Source organism: Acinetobacter sp. GW821-FHT01E09 (assembly GCF_059422385.1).
The window spans coordinates 4,456,764-4,472,308 of record NZ_JBWKWU010000001.1; the positions used below are offsets into that span (position 1 = coordinate 4,456,764).

Genomic DNA, 15,545 nt, shown 5'->3' on the forward strand with positions numbered 1-15,545 from the left:
ACCATGATGGAATGGTTAGAATTACTGTTACCTGCATGGATTATGGGAACACTTTTAGTGTTTCTAACAGCTCCGCTAGGTTGTTTGATGCTATGGCGTAGAATGTCTTTTTTTGCTGATACGATGGCACATGGTACCTTGCTGGGTGTTGCGTTAGCCGCTGTTTTAACTTTACCGCTTTGGGTCGGTGTTACCTTTACTGCGATACTCTTGGTGGCTGTACTTTGGGTTTTACATGACCCGCGTTTACCCAATGATGCCTTACTTGCATTGTGTGCTGCGACCTTACTTTGTTCTGGTCTATTGTTAATTCAACATTTACCCGCATTACGTCCTGAGTTATTAAGTTATTTATTTGGCGATTTATTAACAATTGAGTGGTCAGACCTACCTATTTTTGCAACTGTGATTATTGTTGCTTTAGCTGTTCTCTACCGTTACTGGCAAGCACAAATTCAAATTGCGATTGATCCTGATATTGCTGTAAGTGAGGGCGTAAACGCCAAATGGCAACGCTTAATTTTTATGTTGTTATTGGCTTTATTCACTGTACTCGCTTTACGTGCCGTTGGTTCGTTATTGATGGGTGCGTTATTGGTCATCCCCGCACTGGCTTCACGTCTTATTTCGCACTCACCGAAACAAATGGTGATGGGGGCGTTTGTGATTGCTCAAATTGGTGTGACTGTGGGTTTATGGTCAAGTGCAGCCCTGAACATCTCTACAGGGCTAAGCATCGTATTAACCATGTCTTTGCTGTTTGCTGTGATTTTCTGTGTAATGAAAGTAAGAAAGATGGCTTGATTGATCAATTCCATCTTTAGCCTCAATCAATATTTAAACCATGCTTTTTAACGAAACATATAACCCATATACAGCAATGACAATCAGAATCAATCCGCAAAGCCCTAATATTTTTGGATAAATTTGACTTTTAGAAAGCTTATTAAACGACAGATAGACCAAAGATAACGTGAGAAAATCTAAAATAATCCATGTCACGACTAAGATAACCAGACTGGTATTTATATCAGCATGAATATGAATAAACTGCGGAAAAAATGATGAAAAGAAAATGATATCTTTAGGATTTGAGATACCCACTAAAAAGCCTTTGCTGAGCCCACCATCCACAGGCGACAACATCGTATTGAGTTGATGCTCCTGTTGGGATAACACTTCTTTAGAATTCCATAACCTAGATAGGCAATATAAAGACATCCTAAAACTTTAATGATCAAGAAAAGGGTTTCATTGACACTAAACATGCCTTTTAAAATTAAAATAGAGGCTGTGATAAGTACCAAAGAAGCCAAATTTGTCCCAATAATGGTCAGTAAAGACTGTCGATAGCCACCTTTTAAACCTGCACTTGCAACCAAGATCATGACTGGACCAGGCGTTGCAATCATGATAATCACACTAATGGCATACAAATAAAATTCTAAATAATTCAAAGCATCCTCGGAACAATGGCTTATTTATATGGTCAAATCTCTAACACATAGCTCATTTAATCGCCTATGTTGTTATTGGTGCACCAGGCTTAATAAGCCAGCGGCACAACTAAACAATACGGCAAAAGTACGGTTCATATATTTTTGTTGTTTTGGTGATTTTAATAGTCTTAACACTTTGGCTGCCAATCCCGTATAACCAGCCATGACAATCAAATCAATGGTAATCATGGTCACTGCCATAATCACATATTGAATCCATTGTGGTTTAGACAAGTCTAGAAATTGTGGCAAAACAGCAAGTAAAAAGACGATGGCTTTTGGATTACTGATATTGACAATAAAGCCATATAAGATCAGCTTGGGAATAGATTTTGTCGGTTGCTCAGTTGGGATATCTATCGACTGTGTTTTCGTCGTCCATTGTATGTAAGCTAAATACAGTAAATATAAAACCCCAAACCATTTCACCACGAAAAATGCCAGCGGTGTGGTTGCAAACAATACCCCAACACCTGCTGCGACAATCGCAATTTGAACCAACAATGCCAGTTGTAAACCGATTGCATTCCAATAACCACGGCGAAAACCATAATTTAGACCGCTCGACATAGACGCGATCGCACCCGCACCAGGTGAAATACTGATCACCCAGCACGCCAACATATAGGCAAACCAGACTTGATACGACATAACAAAAGGATAGAAAACTTTTAACACGCTATTATAGCGGTTTTAAAACGATACATTTCGATTAATTTAATTGGTAAAAAGTATAAGACTTTACTATTCAGCTGTTGCTTGATCATGCACAATAAGAGGATTGATAAATAAAAATTGAGGAGCCATCACCATATGACAGCCCAATCTGTAATTCTACCTTTACCTTCTAATCATGCCCGTTTCATTGTTTTAAATTTAAAAAATCTGTCTATTGATGGCTTAAAAGAACGCCTTAATGCGTTATTAAGTACACGTGATCGCCTAATCACTCAACATCCTGAAGCCGAAATTAAAACCTCAATCGCTTTTGGTCCTGAACTTTGGGCAAAACTTTATCACACAACTCCTGAAGGGTTTAAGCAGTTAGAACCGATTCAAGGCGCATTTGAGATGCCAGTGGTTCCTGCTGATGTTCTGATTCATATTGCGTCGGCACGTACAGATATTTGCTTTGCGCTTAGCCAATCCTTTTTTGATGGCATCCAAGATCAAGTTGAGGTTCTGGATGAGCGGGTATGCTTCCGTTATCTCGACGGTCGTGACCTGACTGGATTTATTGATGGTACTGAAAATCCTCAATTCCCTGATGATCGTGCTGAGACTGCTTTATTAGGTGAAGATTCAGGTATTTTTGAGGATGGTTCTTTTATTTTTGCACAACGTTATGTACACGAGCTTGAGAAGTGGAAACGCCTAAAAGTCGATGCACAGGAAAATGTGATTGGTCGTTCTAAATTAGAAAGTATAGAAATGGACGATGAACACAAACCTGAAAATGCCCATATTGCTCGTGTTGTCATTGAAGATAATGAAGGCGATGAATTAGAAATTCTGCGTCACTCTCTTCCTTATGGTGATGGTCAAGGTGAGCAAGGTTTATTTTTTATTGCTTATACCAAAGATTTAAGCCGTATTGATCGTATGTTAGTCAATATGTTTGGTACTCAAGGCGATGGGATTCATGACCGTTTGCTGCACTTTGTAACACCTATGGATGGTGCTTATTTCTTTGCGCCGAATGAAGAAGTGTTGGAAGTGATTTTGGAAGATTGAAAGAAAAGCTGACTTCGGTCAGCTTTTCTAGGTTAAAAAAATAAGAGATTAAGGTAATCTATATTTTAGTAATTATTGATATTTCTATATGTAACAAAATTACCATATAAACAAAGCAAAATTCACTTATAGAAACTATTATATTTTTCCTCTACATCAATTGCATTCACAAAAATTGGGGGAGATCCTTTTTTATAAAATACATATGACCAAGCAGGTATTTTATCTACTTTGATAAAATACTTTTTTGAGAAGTTAATCATTTTCACCTGACTAGAAAGAGTAACATTCTTAATTTTTTTGTTTGATAAAAATTCATCAGCATTTGCTATATAAAAATTAGAGTCATCAGCAACATCATAAAAACTATCACCTAGTTTTTTCTTGAGTGCATTAATTTTTCTATCCGATAATGGTGCATATATCATTATGTCTTTATCAACTAAAAAAGTATCCTTTTTAGTATTTGTATTTGCTGTAACACTAGAGCTTAAGAATAAAATAAAACCAAAAAGCAAAATTACTTTTTTAAAACTATTGCTTAATTTCAACATGAAAACACCCATTTTCTACTAAAACTTTTTCCACACTATCATTACTTAATAGTGCATTTTTAAAGTTATTTTGATTGATAATATTACCCAAACTGATATCAAAAGTATTCTTTACCCGTGGGTCAGCTAAATGTTTAGAAACTGTTGATGGGCCTAATTCATTTATTCGTTTCTCCATCAAGCCTATTACTTGTTCTTTCGATAAATTTTTATTCTGATCATATACATCTAATACCCTTTGACCAGGTGCTTTATAAGTGCGCCTTTGTTCCGCCATACCCTTACTGATAATATTTTGATACATAATTCTGGCCTGGTCATAAGGCTTTCTAGCTGTACTTGTTATCATAATCTGTTTATTTGAAGACTTTGATGCTGCCATCTTTAAAATATTAATTGATTTTTGAGAAACAACTCTAGGGTCTGCATTTTTTCCATAACTTATTGTAACACTTGAATTACCTTCTAACTCAATTTCATTACTTTTTTGATCTTGTACAAGTTCCACGGTAAAAGCTTTAAATTCTTCTGAAATTATATGAGTAAAAAGAATATTACCATTAACATCAAAAACACTGACAGTTTTTCCAATAAATCCTTTATGTTTATTAAAGCCATCACCATTTTTCCCACTAGTATGAGCTCTATTTTTATTTTCATATTTAATAACATATGACAATCCGCTTTCTACTCTTCCTGTTTCTTTATTTTTTGTATAAATACCAAATTCCCCATCACGATTGATCATTTTAATTGGATGACCATTGCCCCCACGAATGTCAGCTTGACTAATAGGTGCTGTTTTATCTTCACTCACCTTTTGAGTTCTAGGTTCGGCTTTAGGTTGCTCTTCAGTTGTAGGTGTTGGTTTTTTCGTAGCTGTAGAAGCTGTAAGCACATCTTGACGCTCATATTTTTCTCTTATGAGATAGGTATATTCAAGTATTTGTGAATCAAGCACCTTATCAGGCACCACTACATTCCCTTGAGGGAGAGTTAATTTGATTTTTAAGCCAGCCAGACCTGTCAATGAAATTAAGCCATTCACATCTGTAACCTTAGGCTTTTGTTGCCCACGATAGTGCGAAATCACACGATAATTAGACATAACTTTAGATTTATCGTGATTAAACAGTTTGATTCGAATTTTGACTAAAGGTAATTTCACCACTTGAGTCTGTTCATTATTAACTACAAATTCAGTAACTTTTTGAGAGAAGTCCCCCTTAGCACTACTTACAAAAACTTCAAGCTTCTGCCCCCTCTCTGCTGTAATTTTTTCTTCTCCCTGACCATTAAGCGTATGTTCTTTTAGATTATTTTTATAACGAATTGCATATTTTAAATCAGGTACTGCCTTAGAAGAATCTCCTTCAATAATTTTAATTTTAAAGCTTACATCATTACTTTGAGCTGTCGCTGTAGTTGTTGGAGCAGGTGACGGACGACTAGCAACATTCACCTCTTGCTGTTTAACGTTATTTACTGAAGGATTTCCTTGATGTTCTTCAAGTTTATCTGCAATAACAGTGGCACTTTGCTGTACTTTAATATTAATTGTGCCTTTAACCACAGGAATACGAGCAGGCACGATAATATTATTTTTTTTGAAGCTAATATTGCCTTGTGGTTTAACCACCATCCCAACAATCAATCCTTCTTGAGTCGTTTTCTTTTTTAAATAAGTCTCTCCATCTACTGAAATTTCCACTTCTTTATCACGATATTTATCACCATTTTCTTCTAAAATTGCTGCATTGACGATGTTGCAATATCCTTCTGACTCGGCAAGTGCTATCGCTCTACGGAACGTACGACCACGAGGAATTTCCAATAAATTATCAGCATATTTGGGGTTAGTGGCGAATTTTTTTGCTAACGCATATACTTCTTTTTCATGATTTCCTCTAACACCATCACTAAAATATTCTTTATAGAATGATTGATTGAGCAGCCAGACAAAACGGTCTTCTAAGGATTCTACATAATCCACATATACACGAAAGTCCGCCTCTTCCATATAAACTTGACCTGTTTTAGCGTTAACTTCAGGTACTGTGAAACGTTTGACGGGCTTACCTTCCCATCCCCCCCCAGCTTTTTTAATATTGAATAAATTATTTGTACCTGGGAGTACTTTTTTCCCCCAACCTGTTTCTTCAATAAGCTGAGCCATTATCGTTTTCCAATGTACGCCATATCGAAACGCAATTTTTCGAACTGGGCAATACAGTTTGGCAGCAAAGTTCAGTTGATCCTCATAGGTATAGGCCATTTTATTTAACCTCGACTTGATATTTTTTCAACTTTTTCTGATCAATAATTAGACCATTATCAAGATTATTTTTTTCTGTGCATGACATATCTATATATTTTTGATGATTCTTAATCAAAAATTTTTGATTAATAGCACAACTCCAATCTTTGTTATAAATTTGATCTTTCAGTTTAGTTCCCTTTTGATCAAAGGTAGTTACATAAATAAGTGACTGTGCTAAAGATTCAACCGATGTAGTGGTTGTCTGTGACAACACATAGAATTTGTTATTACTATATAAACAATCATGAATAATCGTTTCATGAAATAATTTATTGATAAAAAATTCATTAAATTTTTTATCATTTCCAAACTGAATAAATGATTTATCTGCTGGAATTGAGTCATCAAATTTTTGCTTAAATTGACATAAATTACGCTGTTCATCATTTGCTGCAAATGAGTACATAGGTAGAATTAAGAATGGAAATAACAAAAATTTATACGATTTCATCATTCTCATCCTCATCAAAACAATCACAACATACATGCTCATGTTCACTTTCATCCAAACTTGCAAATAAATCATCATCAGGTTCACATAGGCTAATGAATAATGTCCCTTGATCATTTTTTTGAGCATCCAGAAATTTAAATTCTATTTGATCTGACTCATCTGAAAATAAACGGTTTGTTCTAAACTCTTCATCAAGTTCACTCACATACTCAAGATTTTTTGTACGATTAATAAACTTATAAGCCAACTCAGTATTTAAAAGATTTTCTGGTATTAAATTTTTAAAATCGATACGTTTACTAAAAATTCCACTCTCAGGCATTTTCGGCAACTGCGCATTCACTGTTGCCCCACTGGTAAACAAATGTTGTCCTGACTTCACTTCAAATTTCCCGCCTGTCTTGATAAAAACACCACTACCATTAACAACCAACTGAGTACCACCCGCTTTTAGATCAATCTCTTTAGAGCTGGTTAGCTCAATCTTATCTTCAGTCGCGATCAGTTTAATCACTTTCTTCGCAATGATTTCAATCAAGTCATCCTGTGCCTGAACTTTGATCGGACCCTTTGCGGCAAATGCACTTAAACCTTTCTGTGCTGCAAATAAACTGATCTTATCCTGTGCATGACCGACGATATTCTTCTGTGCACTCAAATTAATTGAGCCTTGGGCACTTTCAGCAATATCTTGTGAAGCTTGCAAGACAATGTCTTCTGGAGTTGTCAGTGCAATCCCATTAGGTGAAGCCAGTAACATCAATGCCTGCCGAAAGATCTTACCTTGTTCTTGTTTGGCACTATCACCACTATTTTCTAAGTCTTTTGTATAACTTTCCATAAAGCCCTGTAAGGAGCCTAAAGCCTGCATCGGATTCACATCCAATTTACTGCCTTTATTAAAAGTTCCACAAACACTGGTTAAATCAAAATCCTTAATTTCAACATTGGCAATTACCTTACCCACGTCTTTTAAAGCACTTAACGGTTCTGTATCAAATTTGTCTTTTAAACTGGTTAATTTACCTTTTAAAACATCCGAACCATGTTCTTCAATATTTTCAATAAAACTCTTTAAGTTCTCAATCGACTCTTTGGAATCATTAAAAAAGTCTTTAAATTCATCTACAATATTCTTGGTATCTTTACCAAATTTCTGGATGTCCTCGATAAAATCACCACTGTTTTTCAGCGCTGAAATTGGATCGCTACCTACAGCATTTTTAAATAAACCCACGGTTGCCTGTAAAGCCTGATTTGCACCTTTTAGTTCTAAAGAATTAATCAGTTTCGGCAAACGATTGACAACATTCAAGGCATCCGTTTGTTGTTTGACTGCTATTTCACTCAGCACTTTCATACTTTCTGCACCTTGATTTAACAAGGACTGCGCTTGTGCTGCTTCTAAGTGGTCTGCAATCGCATTTTCTTGGGCATACGTCGTGATAAGCATGCCTTTGCCTGCACGCATGGCACCATAAGCATCGGTTCTTAACTCAAAACCTTCGCCACGCCCATTGCTGGTTTCCTTATCTTTCGGGTGACTTAAGTTCCCGAGATTAAGTTGTGTTGCTGCATGACTACTTTGTAGCTGCGTACTGATTTGGCCTGTTGTATCATCAAAGCGGAGTTGGTTAAAACCTGATCCACCCACTTCCGATGAACGAATACCGCTTAGTTTTTTGGTATCAGGCAACTGGCCTTTGATATCAAACATGGTTTGATGACGTTCTGCTTCATGTAAACGTCCCATCACAAATGGACGGTCGACATTGCCATCAAAGAAATCAATAACTACGATTTCACCAATTCGTGGGTGGAATCTTGTGCCATAACCTTCTCCCGCCCAAGAGGTCAATACATCAACCCAAGCTGAGTCTGTATCATTGTCATTCGAGCCTGCACCACCATCATGACTATTGTCATCGGTACGGGTGAAGAGGAAACGAACTTTGATCCGCCCCCATTGATCGACATAAATCGTTTCGCCTTGCGGGCCAACCACTTTGGCACGTTGTGGAAATGCAGAAGGTCTATGTGCTAAAGGGTTATATTCTGGAACGATCGGAATTCTACGGCGTACCAAGGACAACTCATTGGCTTGACGCTGGTCTTTAATTAAATGATTCCAGTAATTTAAATTAAGCAGCTTGGATAACTGATCTTGTAACTCTTTGGGTAAGTTATTTTGATTGTAAAAAGTCTTACCTAAGATTAAGAACTCACGATCCGAACCATCATGTTGATCAATTTCAGGGTGTTCTCTTAGTTCAAACCAATAACCAACTTGCGCATCACGCACTGAACTGGTTGCGGTAAAATATTTGGACTGTAATTCTTGATATTGTGTTAGTTGGGTATTTAATTTATCAACTTGGGCTGAACTGGAAACTGTGGTTTGGTCTTCGCCATTGAGATCACTGGTCCAAGCTGGGCTAATTGTCCAAGCCTGCTCTAAACTTAAAGTTTCATTGTCTTGTTGATCACTATGTTGGTGATTACTTAACTGGCTATCGCCCTGATCTTGTAAAAGGCTATCCGCTTGCCAACGTTGTACTTGTATTGCTGTTGATTGAATTGAACGCTGGGCGATAAGGCTGGTGATCGTGTCAAAGCGTTCTGTTGCATGACTGCGATGGAAACGAATACTTCGTCTAGGCATTGCCTCATATTGCGTATTGTCATCAATGAGACGTAATTTCTGTGCCTGAATCTGCGTTGCCGAAATAGGCACAATTCGTACAGATTCATCAACTAACCAGTTAATACCTTCACTGCGCCACAAGCGAGTTAAAAACTCATAATCCGTTTCATTGGCTTGCATTACAAAAGGACGGATATCGTATTGTTTTTTTAAACCACTACTGTCCAGACTGAGACTGGCAGAAAATAAGGCACTTTTCGCTTGCCACTCTTTAAATAAGATTTCCGATATTTCCAGAACACTTTTGTTCATAAAAACACGGCTATTACGACGCTTATGCCAAAGACTGGTTGCATCTTCAAGCGTTAATTTATAAACGCTTAACGCCCCATCACTCTGCCCTTGGCTTGCCCCTGTTACAATTCCAGTGGTTCGGTACAATTCACCAAAATCGGTGACTTGATCAACTGCAATCTGACACCCGATAAATTGTTTTAAAGCAATATGCGCATTGGTTGAAAGGCAGAGTAATTCTGCCTTTAAGCCTTGATTAATCTGTTGTTGCCCCTGAATGCATTGCAAGAATACACTGCTGTTTAAGGCTTGATTTGAGAATTGAACGTGGATCGCTCGTGTTTGTAATCCCAAGCCAAAGCTTTCAAGTAAGGTCGTAATATTTTTCAGCATTTTAGTTATTGATATTTAATTACAAGTGTCCTTATTTTAATTAAAAATTCAAAAAAAGACACCGATAAATTGTTATATTTTTTAATCAATATCTCTTTTAAAAAAAGGGAAATTATCTAGTAACTTCCCTTTTTATCTTCATTACCTATCAATAAAAGTTAAAACGGAACACGTTTATAATCACGATATTCTGGTTTCCAGAAGTTCTGTTCAATACTTTCTAGCAATTGCTCATCACTGATCATCGGTGCCACACCATCTTGAATAGCGGCTTTAGCAACTTTAAACGCGATAATTTTAGAGACTTGCTGCAATTCATTTAAATCAGGCAATAAATCTGCATGGATATCTTGCAACTTCGGTGAACAATCGGCCAAAGCTGAACTAGAAGCCATCAGCATATTGTCCGTAACACGGGTTGCTTGAACTGCTACCACACCCAAACCAATACCAGGGAAGATATAAGAGTTATTGCACTGTGAAATCTGATAGGTTTCACCATGATAATTCACAGGGGTAAATGGGCTACCTGTCGCAATCAATGCTTTACCTTCTGTCCATTGAATAATATCAGCTGGCACGGCTTCAACTCGTGAAGTTGGGTTAGATAAAGGCAATACAATCGGATATTCACAGTTTTCAGCCATCGTTTTAATGATTTCTTCTGTAAATAAACCAGGTTGACCCGATACCCCAATCAATACGGTTGGTTTGGCATTTTTCACAACATCAAGCAGTGAAATAATTTCCTCAGCATTGCCCCAATGTGCAACATCTTCAGGTTTCTGCGCAAGTTTACGTTGGAAATCTAATAAGTTTGGCTGATTTTCAGTGATTAAACCAAAACGATCCACCATAAATACTTTGGCACGCGCTTCAGCATCCGTCAGGCCTTCAGCAACCATCTGTGCAATAATTTGTTCTGCAATACCACAACCTGCTGAACCAGCCCCTAAGAAGGTAATTTTTTGATCTTTAAGCTGTTTACCTGCGGCTCTACTCGCAGCAATTAAAGTACCGACACAAACTGCCGCTGTTCCTTGAATATCGTCATTAAAACAACAAATCTTATCACGGTATTTTTCAAGTAAAGGCATGGCATTTTTTTGCGCAAAATCTTCGAATTGAATCAATGCTTTTGGCCAACGACGTTTAACCGCCGCAATCACTTCATCGACAAATTCATAATATTCATCCCCACTGACACGAGGTTGCGACCATCCCATATAAATCGGGTCATTCAATAATTGTTGTTTATTGGTTCCCACATCAATGGTAATCGGCAATGTATAGGCTGGACTAATACCACCACATGCGGTGTAAAGAGACAGTTTTCCAATTGGAATGCCCATGCCGCCAATACCTTGGTCGCCTAAACCAAGAATACGCTCACCATCTGTGATTACAATCACTTTGACATTTTTACGGTTTACGTTGTGAATGATTTCATCAATGTATTTACGGTCAGGATAGGAAAGAAATACGCCACGATGACGACGATAAATATCGGAGAAACGCTGACATGCTTCACCCACTGTCGGTGTATAGATAATCGGCATCATCTCACTTAAGTGGTTTTCAATCAGGTGGTAAAACAGCGTTTCATTGGTGTCTTGAATATTTCGTAAATAAATATGCTTATTGATCGCTTCACTGAAAGAACAGAACTGTTGGTATGAACGTTGACTTTGTTCCTCGATACTTTCGATCACATGAGGAATTAAACCGTGTAAGTTAAATTGAGTTCGTTCTTCTTCTGTGAAGGCTGAACCTTTATTTAATAAAGGCAGCTCTAATAAGGCATTACCTGCATAATGAATATATAGAGGATATTTTTTCAGGGTTTCCGTTGGCATTTCCATTCTCATTGAAGCAGACTGCCTGCTTCTATCTTTTGCTAAGCTACGACTTTGGTCTGATACAAGCTTAAGCCTATTTTTGACTAAATGGGTATTTAGATACGTGATAATGATATTCAAAGTATTTTACAGAATGATAAATTATTCTCAGTTTTGCGGATCAAATTCTCTTTTTTAAGCAATTTAATATTTTCCCCTAAAATAATGAGCCATGATCCCGCCATTAAAACTGCATATTTGTACGCAATTTTGACCAATCATTGATTTTTTTTCGGTTTAGATTTATTTTGTTTAAAATACGATGAAGCTAAACCAATAACAATGAACACAAAGATCTCTCTACTCCTTCTTAGCACAGTCATTGCATGTACTGGCTGCCAAACTGCAAAAAAGGTCTCTTCTGGTGTTTCTAAAACCACTGAAAAAGTCAAAAGTATGGTGGGCTTAGGCGAAGCCAAAGTTCCAGAAGTTGATCAGCAAGGTGTGGTTGATGTCAGTAAAGCCACCCTCGAAAAACTAGAACAAATGAAGATCAATATGCCCACTGGACAATGGGTCTATATTGAAAATGATCTTCAAGGTATTTACACCTTACAAAACAAATCCAGTGATGGAAACGTCCTATATTTGCGTTTGAATTGTAAGATTCCTTCGCAGAAGTCTGGTTTTACGATTGAAGATAAAGATGGCAAAGAGCTGCTCAAAGCACATGATGCGCAAACGGGTCAGGTTCAATTCTTAATCGACAATAACAACTATGGCAATCCATTTGACTTAGTCAATGCGAAAAAAATGCCGACATTTAAAACGGCACTGAACAAAGCCAAAGTGATTAAAATCTTTAACAATTCCAAACTTTATACCTTTACAAATGGCCATGCTGAATTGCTTAGCAAGCCTGTCACATGTAAAGAGTAGATCCATTATTTAGGCATATCCACAAATACGGCGGTTAAACGTCGTACTAAGGGTAAAACAATCAGAACCACAGGATATGCCACAGCCCATGATACCATCCATGCAGCAAGCCATTTGACCCAAAATCCGTTAATCAAACCCACATTGATCAACATATTAATCAATGACACCATGCCACTCATTAAACAAGATAAGAACAACGGCATAATCCATGCTGCAAATTTTGCAGGGAGTTTTGGGATATTGCCAATAATTGTGGGAGGAGTATTTGACATATATCGCTCTAAATTTACCAACAGGACACATTTTATTCTTTTAATGGACCTGAAACAATTAATCCTTCCACATAACATCGGCCACATTTTGCCATTTGATTTGATTGGACAAATTTAAAGGCTGATCATAGAGCTCAGATATCACATTGATTGCATCATCGAGTGAAATAATTGAATTTAAAGGGAGCCAGGTGTCATCACCAACATCAAATAACGCTAAGTTCAGATCTTCATTGCAAGACAGCCACGACTCGCCTAGTTGGGCAGTAGGGATATTTTTATCGTAACGCAAAATCAAGTGAGTCGTATCTATCCACCAAAACAATAAAATGATCTGACCTTGTTTTGGCATATCTAGCGCAAGATAACCTGAATTTGAATATTCCAAGTCTGTGGGCTGAATCTTCGCAAATAACTGTATAACTTGTTCTTTTCCTATACTCTCATGATCAATTTGATCTAAAAAACTCACAAACATATTTTTTATCCAGTGATTAAAGCAGTGTAATCCGTCAAATCCATTTGAAATCTAAACGCCAATACACAGTGAAATTGAGCATACTGCCATTTTTCTTATCGAATAAGTTTTATTCTATACAAATGCATTCACCTAAAAGGCGCAAAATTTGCTATATTTAGCGTTTTTCTGCGACATTTATTTCTCTATAGATTATGAATACGGCCATACAAGCAGCTCTTGATCATGCAGTGCAATCCCTACAAGCTGAAGGGACTCTTCCATCTGACTGGAAAAACACGAGTGTTTTAACGCGAACTAAAGACCGAAGCCACGGTGATTTCGCATCAAACATTGCCATGATGGGCGCTAAAGTTGCTGGTATGAAACCACGTGATCTTGCAGAGAAAATTTTGGCAAATTTACCCGAAGTGGTTGATATTGCCAAAGCTGAAATTGCGGGTCCGGGTTTTATCAACTTCTTTTTAAATGCCGATCAGCGCTTTACTGTGCTGGATCAAATCCAAGCACAAAAGGAACAATTTGGTAAAACCCAAGCAAATGCAGCCAAGAAAATTCAGGTTGAATTCGTTTCTGCAAATCCAACCTCTAGCCTACATGTAGGTCATGGTCGCGGTGCTGCATATGGTATGACTGTTGCAAACTTACTTGAAGCAACAGGTGCCAAAGTTGAACGTGAATATTATGTCAATGATGCTGGTCGTCAAATGGACATCCTCGCCACATCAACTTATTTACGTTATTTAGAATTAAGTGGCCAAACTTTAGTTTTTCCTAAAAATGCGTATCAAGGTGATTACGTTAAAGAAATCGCCCAAAGTATCATCGATAAACATGCTGATGCTTATGTACGTAGTGTGGCTGATGTTTACAAAGATGTTCCTGAAGATGTGCAATATGCTGAAGAGCTTGATGCCGATGGCAATAAAGTGGTTATTTCAGGCGATAAAGAAAAGCACATTGATGGCTTAATTCACAACTCACAAGCTTTAGTGGGTGAAGGTTATCGTGTATTCCATCAAGCAGCTTTACATGCCATTTTAGATGACATTAAAGATGACCTTGGTGAGTTTGGCGTAACGTTTAATCACTGGTTTAGTGAAGCATCTTTGGCTGAAAAAATTGATGAAGCCTTACAAACATTAGATCAACGTGGTTTTCTTTATGAAAAAGATGGCAACATTTGGTTTAAATCAACTGAATTTGGTGATGAAAAAGACCGTGTAGTCAAACGTCGTAATGGACAAACCACGTACTTTGCCTCTGACATTGCCTATCATTTAAATAAATTACAACGTGGCTTTACTGACCTTGTTGATATTTGGGGTTCAGACCACCATGGTTATATTGCACGTGTTAAAGCTGCAATTGACGCGATGGGCTATGACTCATCTAAATTGACGGTACTTTTAGTGCAGTTCGTCAGCTTATGGCGTGGTGGTGAGATGGTACAAATGTCATCTCGTTCAGGTCAATTCGTGACATTACGCGATCTTCGTAAAGAAGTCGGCAATGATGCAGCTCGTTTTTATTATGTGATGCGTAAATCTGAACAGCACATTGATTTCGATTTAGATTTAGCGGTATCTCAAAGCAAAGACAATGCTGTGTATTATATTCAATATGCACATGCTCGTATTTGCCGTATGTTAGAAAAAGCAGCAACAACAAATATTCAATTTGATACTGAAAATGCACGTCAATTTGCTGCAAAATTAGAACTTGATGCTGAAACTGAAATTTTAGCGAAACTCGCGGCTTATCCTGAAGTCCTTATTCGCGCTGCAAATAATTATGAACCACATCAAGTTGGTAATTATTTGAAAGAACTTGCTGCTTTATTCCATGGTTGGTACAACGAGAATAAAGTATTGGGTGATGATGCGGAATTGACTCAAGCCCGTTTATTGCTTTCAGCAAATATCAAACAAGTCTTACATAATGGTCTTGAATTATTGGGTGTATCTGCACCTGAAAGTATGTAAGTCAAGAATTGCTTTACATGTTTCCAAGACCAAGGTCTGGCTCAACATAAGCATTGAAGTGTGTAATAAATCATTACTTTACATCGTGTTCAAGCAAAACTATGCTTGAACACGATCTAAGCAATACATAATAAGAGG

12 protein-coding genes and 1 pseudogene are annotated in these 15,545 nt (G+C 37.3%); 4 read left to right on the plus strand and 9 right to left on the minus strand.

Annotated elements, in window-relative coordinates:
* The first annotated feature begins 3 nt into the window (after positions 1–3).
* Positions 4–804, plus strand: coding sequence for a zinc ABC transporter permease subunit ZnuB (gene znuB / locus AC07U8_RS20390; RefSeq protein WP_004723435.1), 801 nt, complete (start codon positions 4–6; stop codon positions 802–804).
* Between the two features lie 33 nt (positions 805–837).
* Here znuB and AC07U8_RS20395 read toward each other — a convergent pair.
* Both AC07U8_RS20395 and AC07U8_RS20400 read right to left on the minus strand, forming a co-directional pair.
* A pseudogene (locus tag AC07U8_RS20395) lies at positions 838–1,457 on the minus strand (LysE family translocator).
* A 72-nt stretch (positions 1,458–1,529) separates the two neighbouring features.
* Positions 1,530–2,150 carry a LysE family transporter gene (locus AC07U8_RS20400; protein WP_004823696.1) on the minus strand — a complete coding sequence of 207 codons (621 nt, stop codon included), beginning with the start codon at positions 2,148–2,150 and terminating at the stop codon, positions 1,530–1,532.
* 162 nt (positions 2,151–2,312) lie between these two features.
* Between AC07U8_RS20400 and AC07U8_RS20405 the strand changes: the two genes are divergently transcribed.
* Positions 2,313–3,233 carry a Dyp-type peroxidase gene (locus AC07U8_RS20405; protein ID WP_494738508.1) on the plus strand — a complete coding sequence of 307 codons (921 nt, stop codon included), beginning with the start codon at positions 2,313–2,315 and terminating at the stop codon, positions 3,231–3,233.
* 122 nt (positions 3,234–3,355) lie between these two features.
* On the opposite strand, the gene AC07U8_RS20410 is transcribed toward AC07U8_RS20405, so the two are convergent.
* The 5 genes from AC07U8_RS20410 to AC07U8_RS20430 all read right to left on the minus strand — a co-directional run bounded on the left by AC07U8_RS20410 (position 3,356) and on the right by AC07U8_RS20430 (position 11,748).
* A complete protein-coding gene (locus AC07U8_RS20410; protein ID WP_494738509.1) occupies positions 3,356–3,787 on the minus strand; it encodes a hypothetical protein in 432 nt (143 codons plus the stop codon).
* Positions 3,768–6,062 carry a glucosaminidase domain-containing protein gene (locus AC07U8_RS20415; protein WP_494738510.1) on the minus strand — a complete coding sequence of 765 codons (2,295 nt, stop codon included), beginning with the start codon at positions 6,060–6,062 and terminating at the stop codon, positions 3,768–3,770. The genes AC07U8_RS20410 and AC07U8_RS20415 overlap by 20 nt, the downstream gene beginning before the upstream one ends.
* Before the next feature lies 1 nt (position 6,063).
* Positions 6,064–6,558, minus strand: a complete 495-nt coding sequence (locus tag AC07U8_RS20420) for a hypothetical protein (protein ID WP_239044703.1) — start codon at positions 6,556–6,558, stop codon at positions 6,064–6,066.
* The gene (locus AC07U8_RS20425) at positions 6,545–9,892 is read right to left on the minus strand and encodes a type VI secretion system Vgr family protein (RefSeq protein ID WP_494738511.1); all 3,348 of its coding nucleotides are present in this window, start codon (positions 9,890–9,892) and stop codon (positions 6,545–6,547) included. The genes AC07U8_RS20420 and AC07U8_RS20425 overlap by 14 nt, the downstream gene beginning before the upstream one ends.
* A gap of 158 nt (positions 9,893–10,050) precedes the next feature.
* The gene (locus tag AC07U8_RS20430; RefSeq protein ID WP_494738512.1) at positions 10,051–11,748 is read right to left on the minus strand and encodes an NAD-dependent malic enzyme; all 1,698 of its coding nucleotides are present in this window, start codon (positions 11,746–11,748) and stop codon (positions 10,051–10,053) included.
* Positions 11,749–12,072: 324 nt separating this feature from the next.
* Between AC07U8_RS20430 and AC07U8_RS20435 the strand changes: the two genes are divergently transcribed.
* On the plus strand, positions 12,073–12,669 hold the full coding sequence (locus AC07U8_RS20435) for a YfjT/YkfB family phage-associated protein (RefSeq protein WP_096735364.1): 597 nt from the start codon (positions 12,073–12,075) through the stop codon (positions 12,667–12,669).
* Between the two features lie 5 nt (positions 12,670–12,674).
* Here AC07U8_RS20435 and AC07U8_RS20440 read toward each other — a convergent pair whose 3' ends face one another.
* Together AC07U8_RS20440 and AC07U8_RS20445 are read right to left on the minus strand one after the other, a co-directional pair.
* Positions 12,675–12,944 (minus strand): DUF2798 domain-containing protein, encoded by a 270-nt coding sequence (locus AC07U8_RS20440; protein WP_004723447.1) that lies wholly within the window; start codon positions 12,942–12,944, stop codon positions 12,675–12,677.
* Positions 12,945–13,002: 58 nt separating this feature from the next.
* The gene (locus tag AC07U8_RS20445; RefSeq protein WP_494738513.1) at positions 13,003–13,422 is read right to left on the minus strand and encodes a hypothetical protein; all 420 of its coding nucleotides are present in this window, start codon (positions 13,420–13,422) and stop codon (positions 13,003–13,005) included.
* 194 nt (positions 13,423–13,616) lie between these two features.
* Here AC07U8_RS20445 and argS point away from each other — a divergent pair, with 194 nt between their 5' ends.
* Positions 13,617–15,407 (plus strand): arginine--tRNA ligase, encoded by a 1,791-nt coding sequence (argS, locus tag AC07U8_RS20450; RefSeq protein WP_209828910.1) that lies wholly within the window; start codon positions 13,617–13,619, stop codon positions 15,405–15,407.
* Positions 15,408–15,545 lie beyond the last annotated feature (138 nt).